The organism is Kineobactrum salinum (genome assembly GCF_010669285.1).
In the GTDB taxonomy this organism is placed as follows: domain Bacteria; phylum Pseudomonadota; class Gammaproteobacteria; order Pseudomonadales; family Halieaceae; genus Kineobactrum; species Kineobactrum salinum.
In genome coordinates this window covers 246,968-265,310 of record NZ_CP048711.1, presented here as the reverse complement: position 1 = coordinate 265,310, position 18,343 = coordinate 246,968, and the positions used below count along the sequence as shown (strand labels likewise).

Genomic DNA, 18,343 nt, shown 5'->3' with positions numbered 1-18,343 from the left:
GACCTTGAGGTAACCTGTTTCCACGGCGTTGATACATTTTTCCTCCAGCGGGAATAATGAGGTATGGCCATGGAAGTGGACACCACGAATACAGGCTCAAGGCGCAATAGCGGTGCGGGCAGAAGATCCACAGCTAAGACCCGCGCCGATCGACCGGCCCCCGTACCCGGCCCAGACCCCGACGCAAGCAACCCCGCTGTGGAGCACGACGCGGCTAGCGGGGATGAGTTCTCCAGTGAACGTGAAGAGGTCATACTGGATGCGGACGAGCTGGCCTTTGACCGCGCCAAATCCGCCCGTTGCATTGAAAAATCCCTGGATGCGACCCAGCTTTATCTCAATGAAATAGGCTTTTCGCCGTTGCTGACCGCTGACGAGGAAAAGCACTATTCCCGTCTTGCCCGCAAGGGTGACGAGAACGGCCGCAAGCGCATGATCGAGAGCAATCTGCGGCTGGTCGTGAAGATTTCCCGGCGCTATATCAACCGTGGCTTGACCCTGCTGGACCTGATCGAAGAGGGTAACCTGGGTCTGATACGGGCGGTGGAAAAATTCGACCCGGAGCGGGGCTTTCGTTTTTCCACTTACGCCACCTGGTGGATTCGCCAGACCATAGAGCGGGCGATAATGAACCAGACCCGCACTATCCGCCTGCCCATCCACGTAGTGAAGGAGCTCAATGTGTACCTGCGTGCCGCGCGGGAACTCACCCAGCGCCTGGATCATGAGCCCACCGCGGAAGAGATCGCGGAGATGCTGGACAAGCCCGCCACGGACGTCAAGCGGTTGCTGGGCCTGAACGAACGCGTTACTTCCATCGATGTGCCGGTAGGACCCGATTCCGACAAGGCCGTGCTGGACACTATCGCCGATGCCCAGGGGAGTGACCCATCCCAGCTGTTGCAGGACAGGGATATTCACGACAGCATTGGCGTCTGGCTCGACGAGCTTTCGGAAAAGCAGCGTGAGGTTGTGTCCCGGCGGTTCGGGCTGCGCGGCCATGAAAGCAGTACGCTGGAGGAAGTGGGCAGGGAGATTGGCCTGACCCGGGAGCGTGTGCGCCAGATCCAGGTAGAGGCTCTGCGGCGGTTGCGCAGTATCATGGAGATGCAGGGTTTGAGCGGCGACTCACTGTTCAACTAGGGTATGGCTGCAGGGTCGATCCATAAAAAAACCCGCCGCTGGCGGGTTTTTTTATGTTACCGCACTGGCCGCATTAGCGCTCCAGCAAGGGCAGCTTGTTGGGCTTGTGCGCCCACTCCTCGGCATCGTCCGGGGCCGGCTTCATTTCGGTGATATTGGGCCACACCTCGGCCAGTTCGGCATTGAGCTCCAGGAAGACCTGCTGGTCCTCGGGCAGTTCATCCTCGGAATAGATCGCGTCCACCGGGCATTCGGGCTCACACAGCGCGCAATCAATGCACTCATCCGGGTGGATCACCAGGAAGTTCGGACCCTCATAGAAGCAATCCACCGGGCACACTTCCACACAGTCGGTATGTTTGCATTTGATACATTGCTCGCCTACAACAAATGTCATGCCACGCTTGCCTCAGATCTCTACATCAGGGAGGCGAAGTTTACCTGCTCGGCGGCAAGAATTGAAGGGATTTCAGTCCAGCTGCGCACGTAGCTGGTAGAGCAACTCGAGCGCCTGGCGCGGACTCAGGCTGTCGATATCCAGCGTCTCCAGTTGCTGCACGACCGGGTGTGGCGGGGCGCTGGCAAACAGCTCTGCCTGGGACGGTGCCGGCGTCCGGCCATCGGACAGATCGCGGTGCCGTTCCAGTTCCGTCAGCTTGTCGCGCGCCGCGCGCAGTACCGGCTCGGGGATGCCGGCCAGCTTGGCCACCTGCAGGCCGAAACTCTTGTTGGCGGGCCCCTCCTGGATATTGTGCAGGAACACCACATGATCCTGATGCTCGGTGGCATCCAGGTGCACATTGGCCATGGTCGGGCACAGCTCCGGCAGGGCCGTCAGCTCGAAGTAGTGGGTCGCAAACAGGGTAAAGGCGCGCACTTCCCGGGCCAGCTGGATCGCCGCTGCCCAGGCCAGGCTGAGACCGTCGAAGGTGCTGGTGCCGCGGCCGACCTCGTCCATCAGCACCAGACTGCGGGTGGTGGCATTGTGCAGGATGTTGGCGGTCTCGGTCATCTCCACCATGAAGGTGGAGCGGCCGCTGGCCAGGTCGTCGGATGAGCCGATCCGGGTAAAGATGCGGTCTATCGGTGCCAGCCGGGCGCTGCTGGCGGGGACGAAACTGCCGATATGGGCGAGCAGCGCGATCACTGCATTTTGGCGCATATAGGTGGATTTACCCCCCATGTTGGGACCGGTGATCAGCAACATGCGGCGCTGCTTGTCGAGCAGGGTGTCGTTGGCAATAAAGGGTTCTTCCAACACCTGTTCCACTACCAGGTGGCGGCCACCGCTGATCTCGAACAACTGCTCCTCGCAAAACTCCGGCTGGCACAGGCGCAGGCTGTCGGCGCGCTCGGCCAGGTTGGCCAGTACGTCGATCTCGGCCACCGCCGCGGCGGTATCCTGCAGCGCCGCCAGGTCCTCATTGAGGCGTTCCAGCAGCGCCTCGTACAGGGCCTTTTCCCGGGCGAGCGCGCGGCTGCGGGCCGACAGCGCCTTGTCCTCGAAGGTCTTCAGTTCCGGGGTGATGAAGCGCTCGGCGTTTTTCAGGGTCTGGCGGCGCTGGTAGCTGTCGGGGGCGCGCTGCGACTGGCCGCGGCTGATCTCGATGTAGTAGCCATGGACCCGGTTGTAGCCCACTTTCAGCGTGCTGATGCCGGTGGCTTCGCGCTCGCGCCGTTCGATCTCCAGCAGGTAGTCGCCGGCATTGCTGCTGAGTTGGCGCAACTCGTCCAGCTCGGTGTCATAACCGGTGGCGATGACGCCGCCGTCGCGAATCACCACCGGTGGGTTGTCCATGATGGCGGCGCCCAGCAGCTCGTACAGCTCCGGGTAATTGCCGGCCTGGACAGCAAGCTGCTGCAGCCGCGGTGCCGGACACTGCGCCAGCGCCGCATGCAGCACAGGCAGCGCCTCCAGCGAGCTGCGCAGGCGGGTCAGGTCGCGGGGCCGGGCCGAGCGCAGTGCCACCCGGCTGAGAATGCGCTCCATGTCGCCGATGGGTTTCAGGGCTGCCCGCACCGGTTCGTAATCGTAATTGGTGCACTGCGCCTGCACCGCGGCCTGACGCGCGCGCAGCACGCCGATGTCGGTCAGCGGGCGGTGCAGCCAGCGCCGCAGCAGACGGCTGCCCATCGCGGTGATTGTGCGATCCATTACCCCCAGCAGCGTGTTGCTGTCGCCGCCGGCAAGATTGCGGTCGATCTCCAGGTTGCGGCGGGTCGCGGCATCGAGAATCACGCTCTCGGCGCGGCTTTCGTGGCCCAGACTGCGGATATGGGCAGGTTGCTGCGCTGGGTGTCCTTCACGTATTGCAGCAGACAGCCGGCGGCACCGATGGCCAGCACCAGCTCGTCACAGCCGAAACCCTTCAGGTCGTGGGTCTGGAATTGCAGGTTGAGGGCGCGGCGGGCGCTCTCGGGTTCGAACTCCCAGGCCGGCTGGGCTCGCGCCCCGCGGTGCCCGGTGATGAGCGTATGGCCGATGGTGTCCTGATACAGGATCTCCGCCGGGTTGAGCCGCTGCAGTTCGCCGGCCAGTGCCTCCTCCCCCTGTACCTCCAATACCCGGAAGCGGCCGCTGGCCAGGTCCAGCCAGGCCAGACCGAACTGCTCCCGCTGCTGGGCGATGGCCAGCAGCAGATTGTCAGCCCGCTCCTCCAGCAGCGCCTCGTCACTGAGCGTGCCCGGAGTGACGATGCGCATGACCTTGCGCTCCACCGGCCCCTTGCTGGTGGCCGGGTCGCCGATCTGCTCGCAGATCGCTACCGAGACCCCGGCCTTGACCAGACGCGCGAGATATCCCTCCGCGGCGTGATAGGGCACCCCGGCCATCGGGATGGGCTCGCCGCCCGACTTGCCGCGGGCGGTGAGGGTAATGTCCAGCAGCTCCGCCGCCCGCTTGGCGTCCTCGAAGAACAGTTCGTAGAAGTCCCCATCCGGTAGAACAGCAATTCCCGGGGGTGCTGGGCCTTTATCTTGAGGAATTGCTGCATCATGGGGGTGTGTGCAGGGCTATCTATATTAGTCATATAAAATAATCACTTATGATTTTATCCGCGAGCCTGTGGGGCAAATTTGGGGTGAAGTTCTTGCGGTTTATATCTCCGAGTCGCTATGGCGTGGCCATTGCCCGGTTTTGGGCATGAAAAACTCGAAAATACCAGGGGGATCGCCCGACCCGGTCGCCGGCCTCCCATCGCTACCACCCGTGCAGGGAGAGTTGAACCATATGAGCCGCTTCCGAACGGGCCAGTATGATTTCGGGCGTTATTCTACGCCCAGTGCACGTATCGGTGCCAGGGTACAGCTTTGCTATACCCACAACTCATCCCTCAAAACAGGCAATCTTCTTCCGGTCTTTGTCAAACCATGTTGTGGAGGCGCCGCTTGCGGTCGCGCAGGCCATGAGTCGCATGGTGTCTGCCGGACGGGTCCAGCGCCTGTCCAAGGGCAAGTTTTATGTGCCCCTCGAGGGCATTATGGGGCCGCGCAAACTATCCGATAGCGCATTGGTTCGCTCCGTCCTGTATGACGGTGAGCGCCTGCGGGGCTATGTCACGGGGTTGGCGCTGTTCAACCGTCTGGGGTTGACCACCCAGGTTCCCAGGACGGTCACTGTTGCCGTTGAAGGAGGGCGTCAGCAAAAGGATTTCGGAACGATCCGTATCAAGACCGTACCCTGGTGCTTCTGACAATGAAGTGCAGGATTTTCAGCTTGAGCGAAGCGGAGCGCATGCGGCTTGTGGAGTTGGCGTCGGAATACGATACCCCTCAGGTGCGCGCCTTGCTGGGACTGATTCTGGATTCCGGCGGCCAGGATGTCGCAACCTTAAAAAAGACGTTGAACCCCACCACCATTTATAAATTACCCGTTGATAAAGGCGCATGGCCTTTGGCAAAGGATTGGAATATCCGATGAGACTGCATGAAGACAAGGAGGTTCTCGCGGAGCTGATCGAGAATGCCGCTGAAATAATCGGGTTGCCTCAAGTTTATGGGTCATTGGCGTTTACGCTCGTAGCACCATATTCTCGTTGCAGATCGCACGTTATCGCAAAATGGGTGTAATTGGATACTGTTTCGGGTATTGCTATCTTGCTTATAAATGGGTGTAAATGGATGTGTTAATGGGTATGGAGAGGGTGTATAGTGTTACCCATGATACGAACCGACTCCCTGCAGATCACCCCGGAAATCCTGGGACTGATCACCCGTGTCGACGAGTTCAAAGGCGCTTGGCGTGCCTTGGGCACCCTCGCGCCTGACCGGCTGTCGGCACTGCGGCGGGTGGCCACTATCGAGAGTATTGGTTCCTCCACACGCATCGAGGGTAGCCGTCTGTCGGACCGGGATGTTGAGCGCCTGCTATCCAACCTGCAGACCAATACCTTCACCACCCGCGACGAGCAGGAAGTGGCTGGTTATGCCGAGGTGATGGATCTGGTGTTTGCCTCTTGGCAGGACATCAGCTTGACGGAGAACCACATCAAACAATTGCATCAGAACCTGCTGGTGTACAGTGACAAGGACACCCGGCATCGAGGCCACTATAAAACTTCGAACAACAGCGTGGCCGCCTTCGATGAAAAGGGTAATCCCCTGGGCGTTGTGTTCGAAACCGCAAGCCCCTTCGATACGCCACGCCTGCTGACCGAAATGGTCACCTGGTTCAATGACGAACGCGCCGCCAACCGGCTTCATCCCCTGCTGCTCATCGGCATCTGGGTGGTCGTCTTTCTGGAAATCCATCCCTTCCAGGATGGCAATGGCCGCCTGAGCCGGGTGTTGACCACCCTCCTGCTGTTGCAGGCCGGCTATGCCTATGTACCCTACAGTTCGCTCGAAAGCGTGATCGAGCAAAGCAAGGAAACCTACTACCTGGCCCTGCGCCAGACCCAGGGCACCATCCGTAGCGATGCGCCAAACTGGCAGCCTTGGCTGCTCTTCTTCCTGAAAGCCCTCGCCCAACAAGTTCATCAGCTCAACCGCAAGCTGGAGCGGGAAAAGCTGGTACTGGCAGCTCTGCCGACTCTTGCGTTGCAGATTGTCGAGTTCGCACGAGAGCATGGCCGCATCACCATGGCCGAAGCCATTCGCCTGACTGACAGCAACCGAAACACGCTTAAACAGCACTTTCGAACCTTGGTGGAGCAAGGGCATCTTGTCCGGCATGGTGCCGGGCGTGGAGCCTGGTATGAGTTGAGGTAGGCCGTTTATGAGCCGTCAACCCGAAAAGAAAATATCAAGTTCCAAGTCATTCCCTCACCACTGGCGAATAGTCTGGATGTCCGGATGGGATCAAGACTATGTGGATATGGAGGTACCCGGACACATTACGTTCGAGGCTGATAAAGACGGGCGTTTCCAGTTTGGCCTGGTGCAGGGACAGATGGATTGCCGTTGGCGAGGCCAGAGCGTTGATTTTAGCTGGCACGGATTTGATGAGAACGACGAGGTGAGCGGTCGGGGCGATGCTGAAATTAAAGGCGACGAGCTTCATGGACACCTGTATTTCCACATGGGAGATGACACCGCGTTCCGAGCTGTCAGGCAAGTCGGGGCGCCAATATGAGTGAGTACCAATACTATGAATTTGCGGCCATCGACCGGCCGCTGAACGAAAAGGAAATGGCAGAGCTGCGTACAGTATCCACCCGTGCCGTGATCACGCCCGGGAGCTTCGTCAATCATTACGAATGGGGCGACCTCAAGGCCAACCCCAAAGACTGGATGCGGCGTTACTTCGACGCGTTTGTCTATTCCGCCAACTGGTGCAGTTGCTGGTTGGCGCTGCGGGTACCAAAGAAGATTTTCCGTAAATCCGAACTGGAACCCTAGGTTTCAGAGTACACACTGGCCATCGATGCGAGCAAAGAGCACTGGATTTTTAACTGGAGCCTGGACGAAAGTGAAGACTACGACCGCTTTGCCATGGACGACGGCACTGGCTGGATGAGCCGTCTCGCGCCGCTACGGGAGGAACTGCTGCGCGGCGACCTGCGCTCGCTTTACCTGGGTTGGCTGGCCGACGCTCACACAATGACTGATGATGTACAGGAACCGGAGGTGCCGCCAGGCCTGGCGGCTCTGTCTCTCGCCCAGCATGTGCTGGCACAGTTTCTGGAAGTCGATCCCGATCTGCTGGCTGCGGCCAGTACAGGTAGCGCGGACCCTTCATCAGCAGATTTTGCCGACATCGATGCCTGGCTGAAAACCTGGTCCAACGATGACATGAAGTCCGTGCTCAAGAATATCGCCTCGGGTAACGGGCGAGATACGGAGAGACAGATCAAGTCACGATACGCCGCCTGGCTGAAAGCCCAACGTCCACTTGCTTCGGCAACCCATGCCAGGCGCACCGTGGCCCAACTGCACGAACTGGCTGAAGCGGCCGCTTCGGAGCGAAGGGAACGCGAAGCCAAGGCGCGCAAGAAGAGGGAAACCGAGCGCCGCCGGCAACGTGAAGCCCATCTGCGGCAGATGATGACCAAGGCAAAGACCCACTGGAAAGCAGCCGATACCCAGGCCAAAAGGGGCGTGGCCTCCGGTTATGACCAGGCAGTGAAAATACTTGCCGATCTTGCAGAAGCTTACGCGCTCACCTCCAGCCGCGCTGCGTTTGAACGTGACCTGGAGAGCTTTCTCGCTCCCCACTCTAGTCGTCAGGCCTTACTGCGGCGGCTGGCCCAGGCGAAACTGCGGACGGAATGAACATCATGGAGACATCTTCGACCGACCTGTTCCGTCACATCACCGCAGACAAGACTGCGTTCTATCGCGCCATCATGGACGTATTCGCCGCCGCAAAGCGCCAGTACCGTCTGCAACTGCGTCCCGATGAAGTGCTGACCGAGGCCGCCTGGACGAGTACACCGCCCGGGCTGGAAGAAGTCGCCCAGGCGCTCTCGCAACTGGCCGAGTGGGGCAATCTGGAGTCGCAACCGGACACCGCCCGCGTCTCTACGCTCAGCGACTTCTATCGGGCGCGCTTTCTCTATCGGCTGTCGCGCGGTGGCGAGGCGGTGGAAGCCGGTCTGGCGGTTTTCGAACGCACCTTGCGGCTACGCGCCGAACTACAGAGTGTCGCGCTGGAGGATATCGACAGCCGCCTGCAGGCATTGTGGCAACTGCTCACTCACGATGAGGCATCGGGCAACGGACCGGATGTGGCCAAGACGCACGAGATACTGCGCGATCTGGTGCGTGTGTTCGAAGACTTGGCTGACAATGCCCAGGCCTTCATGGCTGGTGTCGCCCGCAGCCTGGAACTGCACCAGGCCGACGCCAATATGGTGGTGGCTTACAAGCGACGCCTGATTGAATACCTGGAACGTTTTATCGGTGACCTGATCCGTCGCTCCGATACCATCGCGCGTACCCTCGATAATCTGTCGACGCGCATCGACCCTGTTCTTCTTCTTGTTGCCGAACGAGAGGCGCGTGATGCCGCGCCGGGAAATACCACCGAGCAGGCTGATGAAACCCGGCAACGCCAGGCCGCCTGGCGAGAACGCTGGAAGGGCTTGCGTGGCTGGTTCCTGGCTACCGGCAATGAACCGCCACAGGCCGAATTGCTGCGGGCGCGGGCGAGGGCGGCGATCCCACAACTCCTGAGCGCCATCGCCGCCGTAAACGAGCGGCGCAGCGGACGCAGCGACCGTTCGGCGGATTTCCGTGTGCTGGCGCAGTGGTTTGCCGATTGCGCCAGCGAAGAAGATACCCACCGCCTGGCGCGCGCCGCCTTCGCGCTGCACCCTGCCCGCCATTTTTCACTCGAAGTTCAGTCCGAGAAGGAGGTGCCGGCCAGCACCTCCTGGCTGGAGGCCCCACCGCTGACCATCAACCCGAGGTTGCGCGAATATGGCGAGGCGGCGCCGCGTGGGCCACTGCCGCGGGTGCGTGATCGCAGCGAGGAACGCGCCCTGATGGCCCGGCAACTGGCGGAGGAATCGCGTCAGGTCGAGGCGGCGCGGCGGCGCCTGGCTCACGGCCGACCCACCCGCCTGTCGAGGCTGGGCGAACTCGATGTGCATGAGTTCGGTCTGTTCCTCGGTTTGCTGAGCGAGGCTCTGGCCGAGCAGTCCGGTCCCGAACAAGCCGTCGAACGACGTACCGGCGATGGCTTGCTGCATATTCGCCTGGAACCGCTGGCCATGGATAGCCAGGCCCACGTTCACACGCCGGCGGGCATTCTTTCCGGTCGCGATCATCTGCTGACCATCAGCCTGGTGCAGGAACTGGCATGAGCACTCCCCCATTTCACCAAGAGGCCCGACGTATTGGCGAGCTGCAGCGCACGCAACAGCAGGATGAATTTCGTCGTGCACTGCGCGCCCTGCTGATGCGCCCGTTGATGTCGCCTGAACACGCGGACTTTCCCGCCGTGCGACGCCAGGCGGAACGGCTGCGGGAATGGTTTGCACGCGAGGCCGGTTGGCCGTTGCACGTGGATCGTGAGGGTGCGCGGTTGTTCAAGCGACCGGCGGACTTGTCAGATCCTACGCGCGGCCTGCCAGGCTACGACCGGCGTCGCTATGTGCTGTTGTGCCTGGCCTGCGCGGTGTTGGAACGGGCCGACCCGCAGATCACCCTGAAACTGCTTGGCGACCGGATCATGCAGCAGGCAACCGATCCCGCACTGGCCGCGCGCGGCTTCACTTTTACCCTGCGCACGGCTTCTGAGCGGAGGGAACTGGTGGCCGTGTGCCGCACACTCCTGGAGCATGGCGTGCTGGAACGGGTGGCCGGCGAAGAGGCTAACTTCGTTCACGAGAGCAGCTGGCAACATTCGGACGCCCTTTACGACGTCCACCGGCGCCTGTTGGCGGGCATGCTGGCAGCGGTGCGTGGCCCTTCGACCTGGCGTACCGAGGACGCGCCGCTGGACACCGAATCCCGGTTGCAATCGTTGGTGGCTGAACTGCGGGTGGACAGCGAACAGGGTCACCGCGACGCCCTGCGCCACCATCTGGCGCGGCAGCTGCTTGACGACCCAGTGCTCTATACGGCGTCATTGAAAGCCGATGCCCAGGCCTACTTCATCAACCAGCGCGGCACCATGGCCGGCCGGCTGTGCGAGGCGGCCGGACTGGTCGCCGAACAGCGCGCCGAAGGACTCGCGCTGGTTGACGAAAACGGGCAGTTGACCGATGTGGCGATGCCGGCCGAGGGCACGGAGGCCCACGCCACGCTGCTGGTGGCCGAATATCTTGCCCAGCGCCTGCGCCAGACGGGTGAGCCGACGCTGATTACCGAGGCCGAAGTCGCGGACTTTCTGCGCAACGCCGTGGGGCGCTATGGACGCTATTGGCGCAAATCGGCGCGGGCGCCCGGTGCGGAGCGGGAGCTGGCCGGACTCACGCTGGATCGATTGCATCGCCTGAGCCTGATTGTCCGCGATACCGACGGTCTGCATCCCTTGCCCGCCATCGCGCGTTTCTCACTTGGCCAAACCGAGGTGCGGGCACGGAACTCTGATACCTTGTCATTGCTGGAATCCCTCACATGACCGAAGCTCTGCTGCAGGCGCCAACCCGGCCTTCCCTGCCTGCGCCCCAACTCGAACGCTGGCAACCGCTGCGTATTGGTCTGGTCGAGCTGTTTCATTATGACAGCGAGGAGTTCTGGTTCCACGACGGGCACCTGCTGTTGCGCGGCAACAATGGCACTGGAAAATCCAAGGTGCTTTCTCTGACGCTGCCGCTGCTGTTCGACGCGCAGCTGCGCTCCTCGCGGGTCGAGCCGGATGGCGACAGCGGCAAGAAAATGGCCTGGAACCTGCTGGTGGGCAGTTATCCCCGCCGCATCGGCTACAGTTGGATCGAGTTCGGCCGCTGCGACCGGGATGGCAGCGCGCATTACCTCACCCTCGGTGCTGGTCTGTCCGCCGTGGCCGGCAGGGCAAAGGTCGATAGTTGGTACTTCGTGCTGGAAGCTGATGATGCGGCGCCTGCCCCGCGCCTCGGCCAGGATCTGTGGTTGACCAATGCACAGCGTGTGGTGCTGACCAAAGAAAGGCTGCGCGAGGTGATAGCCGGGCGCGGCCAGCTGTTCGAGAGTGGCCAGAGTTATCGCCGCGCCGTGGACGAACGGCTGTTCCACCTGGGCCAGCGCCGCTACGACGCGCTGATGGACACCCTGATCCAGTTGCGCCAGCCGCAGTTGTCGAAAAAACCCGACGAGACCGGTTTGTCCAACGCCCTGAGTGAATCGTTGCCGCCACTGCCGGCCGAGTTGCTGGGCGATGTCGCCGAAGCGCTTAATCAACTGGAGGAGGATCGCAACCAACTCGAAGAGGCGCGTCGTCTGGAGCAGGCGGTCTCTCAGTTCGAGCACCGTTACCGGCGCTACACCGGCATGTTGGCACGACGCCAGGCGCGAGAACTGCGCCAGGCCCAGACCGGTTTCGACAACGCCAGCGAGGCGCGCAACCGGGCTCAAACCCTGCTGGAGCAGGCGCAGGAAACGGAGACCGCCGCCACTCGGACGCTCGAGGCGGCAAAACAGGCCATGAGTAAAGCCCGGGCCCGGGTTGAGACGCTGCAAAGTGATCCCGCCAATCAGGATGCCAACCGGCTGACCCAGGCGGAAAACGACGCCAAACAGCGCCGTGAGGACGCCACCAAAGCAGGCCGTGGGCGCGATGATGCGGGATCGAAACTGCAACGAGAGACCGAACTTGGCCGGCAACGCGGCCAACAGGCCAGGCAGGCCCGTACCGCGCTGGAAGACGCTCGCACCCGCACGCTGGAAACCGCCAGGCCCGCCGGTGTGGACGCCGATATCGTCACCAATCCATTACTCGCTCACCGGCCCGAGACATTGGCCAGCACCCCGCCCGCTCCGCAAGATTCCACCGACGCTCTGCGTGCGGTGGTTTCGCGCCGACGCCAGGATATCGTCCATTTGCGTCAACGCCATGCCGAGGTGGACAGGCAACAGGCAGCATCGGCACTGGCGGAGGAAAATGTCCAGGCCATCCGTGCCGAACTGGACGAGTTGCTGGAGCAGCGTGGACAGGCCGACCTGCGCGCCGAACAGGAGGCCGCGGCCTTGCTCGGCGCCTGGGCCAACTACAGCGCCGACTTGGTGGAATTGCGCTTCGACGATGAAGAACCACTGCGCGAGCTGGCGGACTGGGCTGCCCGCCCGGAGGGTGACAACCCGGCAAGGGCCGCCCTGGAAACAGCCTGGCGGGCCGCCTTGCAGGGCTATGCCGAGCGCCAGGCGAAACTGGATGCCCAACGCGAAACCCTGCGGTTACAAAGGGTCGAACTGAAGGCCGAGCGCGAGCGGCTGCTCGCCGGCGAGGATGCGGTTCCGCCGCAGTCGGCCACCCGCGCGCCCGATGTGCGCAGACACCGCCCCGGTGCGCCGCTGTGGCAACTGGTGGACTTTCAACCGCAGTTGAAGCCTGAGGAGTGCGCCGGACTGGAAGCCGCCCTCGAAGTCAGCGGGCTGCTCGATGCCTGGTTGTCGCCGGACGGGTCGCTGACCGACAGCGATGGCCAACCCCTGCTGGACACGAACTGGGTCCGGCGGGCGGCGGTAACGGGCGCCGGCCTGAACGATGCCTTGACCCCGGTGCTGCCGGACGGTTGTCCGGTGGCCGAAACCACGCTCGTCGCGCTGCTGGACGGTGTGGCCTATGGTCTGCATGAACCCGCCGACGCCGAAATCTGGTTGTCGCCGGACGGCCGTTTCCGCCTCGGGGCGCTGGCCGGCGCCTGGGGCAAATCCGAAGCACACTACATCGGCCATACCGCGCGTGAACGCGCGCGCCAGCGACGATTGGCGGAAATCGTCACCGCCCTTGCAGAACTCGATGCGGTTGATGCCGAACTCCAGCGCCAGTTCGAGGCGCTGAAAACCAACCGCCAGTCGGCCGAGCGAGAGCGGCAGGGAATGCCGTCCGACCGCCCGCTGCACGATGCCATCGCAGCGGCGACCAGCGCGGGCAACGAGGTCAATCGGGCAAACCAGCGCCTGGAACAAGCCAACGCCCGCCACCGTGAAATGGAAGCGGCACTGCAAACCGCCCGCGAACAATTGCGGCACGACGCGGCAGACCTGCGCCTGCCATCCGAGCCCGAGCGGTTGTCGGACGTCGAGCAGGTGCTGGAGACCTTCGATCAGGCTCAGGCAAAACTGGTCCGGGCGGCAAACGACTGGCAGCGCGACTGGCCGGCGTATCTCGATCAGCAGCAGCGCGAAAGCGAGGCACGCGAGACACTGGAACGCGCGGAAGATGCGCTGATTCAGGCCAATGAACTTGCCGAACAGGCAACCAGCCGTTTCGAGACCCTGCAACAGTCCATCGGCCAGAAAGTGGATGCTTTGTTACAGGCGCTGCGTGAAGCAAAAGGGCAGCTCAACCAAACCGAAACCCAGTTGGAAGAATCAAATACAGTTCTCAGAAAGGCCGGTGAGAAACGTGCCATTGCGGAAACTGAAGCGAGACAGAAAGAGGAGCAACTGACCGAGCGCATCACCGAACGCCAACAGGCGGTTGAAGGCCTGCACCGTTTTGCCGATAGCGGCCTGCTGGCCTCCGCCTTGCCCGATCTGGCGCTGCCGGAAAGCTGGAGTGTCGATCCGGCGTTGAACCTGGCCCGCCGCGTCGAACAGGCGCTGACCCAGCTCGATGACAGCGACAACGCCTGGACCCGTGTGCAGCGCCAGATCGCGGAAGACCTGACCGAACTGCAACGCGCCCTCAGCGCACTGGGCCACCAGGCCATGTCCGAACCCAACGACTGGGGGTTTTCCGTCCATATCCAGTATCAAAACCGTGCCGAGAATCCCGCTACCCTGGCCGCGCTGCTGGCCGAGGATATCGCTCAGCGCAGCGAACTGTTGTCGGCGCGGGAACGGGAGGTGCTGGAAAACCACCTGCAGGCCGAGATCGCCGCTGAACTCCAACGCCTGATGCGTGCGGCAGACGAACGGGTCCATGACATCAACGAGGAGCTGCACAAGCGTCCGACCAGCACCGGCGTGCGCTATCGCCTGCAGTGGGAGCCGCTGTCCGTGGACGAAGGCGCACCGGCAGGGCTGGATGTCGCCCGCACACGCCTGCTGAACACCAGCTCCGACCTGTGGTCGGTGGAGGACCGGCGCGCGGTAGGCTCCATGTTGCAGCAGCAGATCGCCGCCGAACGCACACGCTCAGATGCTGACGCCACCGGCAGCAGTCTGATCGACCAACTCGCTCGCGCCCTGGACTACCGCCACTGGCACCGCTTTCGCATCCAGCGCCAGCAAGACGGGCAATGGCGCAAACTCTCCGGGCCGGCGTCGAGCGGCGAGCGCGCCCTGGGGCTCACCGTGCCCCTGTTCGCCGCAATCGCCAGTTTTTACGGCCACGGCGGCAGCCCGCTGGCGCCGCGACTGATGCTACTGGACGAAGCCTTCGCCGGTATTGACGACGCTGCCCGCGCCCACTGCATGGGGCTGATCCGCGAATTCGATCTGGACTTCGTCATCACCAGCGAGCGCGAGTGGGCCTGCTACGCTGAACTGCCCGGTGTGGCGATCTGCCAGTTGCAGCGCCGGGAAGGCATCGACGCGGTGTTCGTGTCGCGCTGGACCTGGGACGGTCGTGAGAAGCGTGCCGAATCCGATCCCGACCGCAGGTTTCCGCCGCCATGAACGGTCGCCAGCCCGATCTGCGTCTGCAACGTCTACTGGGTGGCTCCGAGCTGGCGACGGTGCGCCAGCGGCTGCGCCGCCGGTTCGAACGCGTCGAACCCGGTGCGACACTTGAAACCATCCGCCTGACCGGGATCGACCCGGACGCACACCGCGCCTTGTGCCAGTTGACAGGCCGTCGATCCCGTTTGGCGAATTCAATGACGCTGAATATCCCCGAACTCGATGCACGGCTGCGCGAAGCCGGGTTGGCCAACTCCCTCCGCGATGCGCTGGAGCGATTGGAAGGCCCCATCGTTGCGCATGCCAGGTTAAAAAAAGAACGCCAGGCCCGCTGGGAAGCGCTGATGTTCTCGGCCAAGGGTGGCCCACTGCTCAGGGAATGGCAACGTTCACCGACCGCGCTGACCCTGCTCAAACGCCTGGGCCGTGAACCGGAGCAGGCAGAACAATTACTGACTGCCGCCGACGCCGTGCTGCAACGCCTGCCTGCCAGCGGCCTGACCCGCGCGCAATTGGCCGCCGAAACCCTGGGAGACGCCCACGCCCTGGATTCCGGGCGGCCGGTGGCCACCCTGGTGCTGGCGGCCTGGCGTCACCACGAGCGGTCGGCCATGACGGTTGTGGACGATAGTCTGGACAGCATCAGTAACGGTGAACGCCAGCGTGACACTTGGGCAAGACCGGGCGTACTTGTCAACGAACTCGCCCGGCCAGTGTTGTTTCTTAATCTGCCTGGTCCCCTGGAGTCCTCCTGTACCTGGCTGGCAGGTGAACCCGCCTATCTGTCGTTGAGACAGTTGCTGCGTCATTCACCCTTGTGGCCCGTTGCCGGGCGCAAGGTCTTTGTCTGTGAGAACCCCAATATCGTTGCCATTGCCGCTGACCGTCTGGGTACACAATGCGCGCCACTGGTCTGCACCGATGGTATGCCCGCCGCCGCCCAGCGCACGCTGCTGGATCAACTGGCCGCCGCTGGAGCACACTTGTTCTACCATGGAGACTATGACTGGCCGGGCATTGCCATCGGCAATCATGTCATGCGTACCTGGCAAGCAACGCCCTGGCGCTTCGGTACGGGCGACTACCTGGCGGCTTTTGTAGAAACCCCAAAGCGCCCGGCTGATCTGGATGGCAGCGAAGTCAATGCCATTTGGGACCAGGAACTGGCGCCGGCCATGCGCAGGCACAGGTTGGCTATTGCCGAAGAAGCAACGGCAGAGGTGTTACTGGATGAACTCGCAAGGAGCTGCCAATAATCACCATCGCGTTGAATATAGTCACGTTCACTTTTTACCGAAAAGGCAAGTGACTACTCCTGATGGGTGTAAAGATGGATCGGGAAAAGGCCCGCTGCACCTTCCAGCAACTTGCCGGATTCCGCCAGTAGCCTTGTTGATTGACCTGCATGATAACGAGGATTGATCTGTATCAGAGGCAGCGTCACGGTTCTGTGACCCAGACTGGCTGAGCGGGTAGGGACTTCCCCTGACAATATCGTGTAATCCACACACTAACATTGCAGGAGATATCGTGCGAATGCCTGGACCACATGGACCGCTCCCGTTTGGATCAGCCCGGAATTCATGCGCGCTTCGTGGATTTCGGCAGGCGTGAGATTCTTCTTCATTGGGTTGGCCATGGAGCGTTTGGCTGTGTCCCGCTTGGCTTCGCGGGCCGGGGTGATTAGGCGCGTTATTCTACGCTCAATGCGTGTATCAGTGCCAGGGAGCTTATTTCCTCACGCGTGGCAGTCTACTTCTCCGGGTTTCGAGCATGCGTTGAAGCAGTTCCTGAAGCTGCTTTTGTTCCGACGCGCTGAGTTGTTCGATGAGGGGTGCCAATGCCTGTTGCCCCTGGGCATGCAGTCGCTTGATGAGCCTGGTCCCGTCACTTGTCAGAAGAACATCTGTCGCTCTGCCATCTTCTTCGTTTGGCGCACGCGCCACCAGCCCCCTTTTTTCTGCTCGGGCAATAAGTCCCGACATTGTCTGCTTCTCCAACCCGAGGTAGTCGGCGAGTTCGGCCATTCGCGGGCGACGATCCGACAGGATTCCCAAGACGCGGATCAGCGAGAGGGACAAGTCGTTCTCGGCGCCAATCCTGTTGATCACGGCCATCGTGATAAAGGCCGTCGTCACAAGCGCATCGGCCAGCCCTTCGCCGGGTGCGGAGACTTGCTTTATTGATGTTTGCTTTCTCATAGTGAACTCATCTTGACATGGTTCGTGTTACGTATCAATAATAGGTCGTACTACGAACATTATGGAGCCTGTACTCACCCTGGGAAAGTCCCCTGAGAGCTGCTGCCATATCCTCGTGGGGCGGATCATGCACAAGTCTGGTTCCGTCTATATCGCATTCTGGGCAGTGGCTGTAAGGCCGACCCATACCCTACCGATGAATTGGTGTCTCAACCGTGAAACCTTATCTTGTCTCCCTCTTCGCTGCGGCCGCTTGTTTTTCCGTTGCCGCCTCTGCACTGTTCTTTACCGCACGCAGTGCCGAACCCACCTCGTCACCGGCTGCGCCAGTGGCACTGACGGTCAAGCCTACATTTGCCGTCGCACAGAAATGGCCACAGACATTGAGTGCCGTCGGCAGCATCGCTGCCTGGCAGGAAGTCGTGATTGGCGCCGAGATCGGGGGGCAGCGCCTGGCACGGCTACTGGTTGATGTGGGCGACCGGGTGGAGCAGGGACAACTCCTGGCGCAACTGAGCCCCGGTACGCTTGAAGCCGATTTGAACGCCAGCCGGGCTGCCTTTCAGGAGGCTGAGGTCAATGCCGCAGAGGCGGGCCGCGCAGCCGATCGCGCCCGGGCACTGCTGGGCACCGAGGTCTTGTCGGCCCAGGCTATCGACCAGGCCCTGGCGGCCCGCGATGCCGCGCAGGCCCGTCTGGCCGCAGCCCGTGCGCGCATCCAGGCCGACTCGTTACGGCTGGCTTATACCCAGATACGCGCGCCGGATGGCGGTGTGATCAGCGACCGGCCCGCAGTTGAAGGCGGGCTTGTTCAGGAAGGAACGGAAATCATGCGTCTGCAGCGGCAGGGTCGGCTCGAGTGGCGTGCCGAGCTACCGGGTCCGGAACTCGCGCGGGTGGCCCCCGGCCAAACCGTGCGGATCGCGCCGGGTGGCACGCAGTCCATCGAGGGCAGCGTGCGCATGATCTCGCCGCAGGTCGATCCACAAACCCGCACCGGCATTGTGTACGTGGATCTCAAGCTCGAGCCTACCGCTCAGGTACGGGCCGGCATGTTTACACGTGGCGAGTTTCTGCTGGGCCAGCACACGGTACTGACGTTGCCCGAGACCGCGGTCTTGCTGCGCGATGGTTTCAGCTATGTCTTCCGCATCGATGGCAACAAGGTCCGACAGCAGAAGGTGACACTGGGCGCGCGCCGCGGCGAGCGGGTCCAGATCCACGAAGGACTGGCTGCTGGCGCGGCCGTCGTCGAGTCCGGTGTCGGCTTCCTTTCGGACGGCGTGACGGTGCGCGTTGTAGCGATCACAACTCCGAATACCACTCCCCAGACCACCGCACCCTGA

Annotated in this window: 14 protein-coding genes and 1 pseudogene; 11 read left to right on the top strand and 4 right to left on the bottom strand. The window is 62.2% G+C overall.

Annotation, left to right across the window (positions count from 1 at the left end; translation table 11 throughout):
* Nucleotides 1-198 precede the first annotated feature (198 nt).
* Nucleotides 199-1,143, top strand: coding sequence for an RNA polymerase sigma factor RpoS (gene rpoS / locus G3T16_RS01160; protein ID WP_197911828.1), 945 nt, complete (start codon nucleotides 199-201; stop codon nucleotides 1,141-1,143).
* A 73-nt stretch (nucleotides 1,144-1,216) separates the two neighbouring features.
* Here rpoS and fdxA read toward each other — a convergent pair whose 3' ends face one another.
* Complete coding sequence (gene fdxA, locus G3T16_RS01155) at nucleotides 1,217-1,540, bottom strand: ferredoxin FdxA (RefSeq protein WP_163493475.1); 324 nt, start codon at nucleotides 1,538-1,540, stop codon at nucleotides 1,217-1,219.
* A 72-nt stretch (nucleotides 1,541-1,612) separates the two neighbouring features.
* A pseudogene (gene mutS, locus G3T16_RS01150) lies at nucleotides 1,613-4,172 on the bottom strand (DNA mismatch repair protein MutS).
* A 330-nt stretch (nucleotides 4,173-4,502) separates the two neighbouring features.
* On the opposite strand from mutS, the gene G3T16_RS01145 reads away from it, so the two are divergent.
* The 3 genes from G3T16_RS01145 (at nucleotide 4,503) to G3T16_RS01135 (ending at nucleotide 6,351) form a co-directional block, all read left to right on the top strand.
* The gene (locus tag G3T16_RS01145; RefSeq protein WP_163493474.1) at nucleotides 4,503-4,835 is read left to right on the top strand and encodes a hypothetical protein; all 333 of its coding nucleotides are present in this window, start codon (nucleotides 4,503-4,505) and stop codon (nucleotides 4,833-4,835) included.
* A 23-nt stretch (nucleotides 4,836-4,858) separates the two neighbouring features.
* Nucleotides 4,859-5,062: a hypothetical protein gene (locus tag G3T16_RS01140; RefSeq protein ID WP_163493473.1), complete on the top strand. Its 204-nt coding sequence runs from the start codon at nucleotides 4,859-4,861 to the stop codon at nucleotides 5,060-5,062.
* 239 nt (nucleotides 5,063-5,301) lie between these two features.
* Nucleotides 5,302-6,351 carry a Fic family protein gene (locus G3T16_RS01135; protein ID WP_163493472.1) on the top strand — a complete coding sequence of 350 codons (1,050 nt, stop codon included), beginning with the start codon at nucleotides 5,302-5,304 and terminating at the stop codon, nucleotides 6,349-6,351.
* A 46-nt stretch (nucleotides 6,352-6,397) separates the two neighbouring features.
* On the opposite strand, the gene G3T16_RS01130 is transcribed toward G3T16_RS01135, so the two are convergent.
* The gene (locus G3T16_RS01130) at nucleotides 6,398-6,643 is read right to left on the bottom strand and encodes a hypothetical protein (RefSeq protein WP_163493471.1); all 246 of its coding nucleotides are present in this window, start codon (nucleotides 6,641-6,643) and stop codon (nucleotides 6,398-6,400) included.
* A 68-nt stretch (nucleotides 6,644-6,711) separates the two neighbouring features.
* Here G3T16_RS01130 and G3T16_RS20820 point away from each other — a divergent pair, with 68 nt between their 5' ends.
* From G3T16_RS20820 to G3T16_RS01105, 6 genes are all read left to right on the top strand, one after another.
* Nucleotides 6,712-6,981, top strand: coding sequence for a hypothetical protein (locus G3T16_RS20820; protein ID WP_197911824.1), 270 nt, complete (start codon nucleotides 6,712-6,714; stop codon nucleotides 6,979-6,981).
* Between the two features lie 93 nt (nucleotides 6,982-7,074).
* A complete protein-coding gene (locus tag G3T16_RS01125) occupies nucleotides 7,075-7,854 on the top strand; it encodes a hypothetical protein (protein ID WP_197911823.1) in 780 nt (259 codons plus the stop codon).
* Nucleotides 7,855-7,859: 5 nt separating this feature from the next.
* Nucleotides 7,860-9,389, top strand: a complete 1,530-nt coding sequence (locus G3T16_RS01120) for a TIGR02677 family protein (protein ID WP_163493470.1) — start codon at nucleotides 7,860-7,862, stop codon at nucleotides 9,387-9,389.
* Nucleotides 9,386-10,651 carry a TIGR02678 family protein gene (locus G3T16_RS01115; RefSeq protein WP_163493469.1) on the top strand — a complete coding sequence of 422 codons (1,266 nt, stop codon included), beginning with the start codon at nucleotides 9,386-9,388 and terminating at the stop codon, nucleotides 10,649-10,651. The genes G3T16_RS01120 and G3T16_RS01115 overlap by 4 nt, the downstream gene beginning before the upstream one ends.
* Nucleotides 10,648-14,793, top strand: a complete 4,146-nt coding sequence (locus G3T16_RS01110) for a TIGR02680 family protein (RefSeq protein WP_163493468.1) — start codon at nucleotides 10,648-10,650, stop codon at nucleotides 14,791-14,793. Before G3T16_RS01115 ends, G3T16_RS01110 begins: the two co-directional genes overlap by 4 nt.
* Nucleotides 14,790-16,052 carry a TIGR02679 family protein gene (locus G3T16_RS01105; protein WP_163493467.1) on the top strand — a complete coding sequence of 421 codons (1,263 nt, stop codon included), beginning with the start codon at nucleotides 14,790-14,792 and terminating at the stop codon, nucleotides 16,050-16,052. Before G3T16_RS01110 ends, G3T16_RS01105 begins: the two co-directional genes overlap by 4 nt.
* A gap of 474 nt (nucleotides 16,053-16,526) precedes the next feature.
* Here G3T16_RS01105 and G3T16_RS01100 read toward each other — a convergent pair whose 3' ends face one another.
* The gene (locus tag G3T16_RS01100; RefSeq protein ID WP_163493466.1) at nucleotides 16,527-16,997 is read right to left on the bottom strand and encodes a MarR family winged helix-turn-helix transcriptional regulator; all 471 of its coding nucleotides are present in this window, start codon (nucleotides 16,995-16,997) and stop codon (nucleotides 16,527-16,529) included.
* Nucleotides 16,998-17,212: 215 nt separating this feature from the next.
* Here G3T16_RS01100 and G3T16_RS01095 point away from each other — a divergent pair, with 215 nt between their 5' ends.
* A complete protein-coding gene (locus tag G3T16_RS01095) occupies nucleotides 17,213-18,343 on the top strand; it encodes an efflux RND transporter periplasmic adaptor subunit (protein WP_163493465.1) in 1,131 nt (376 codons plus the stop codon).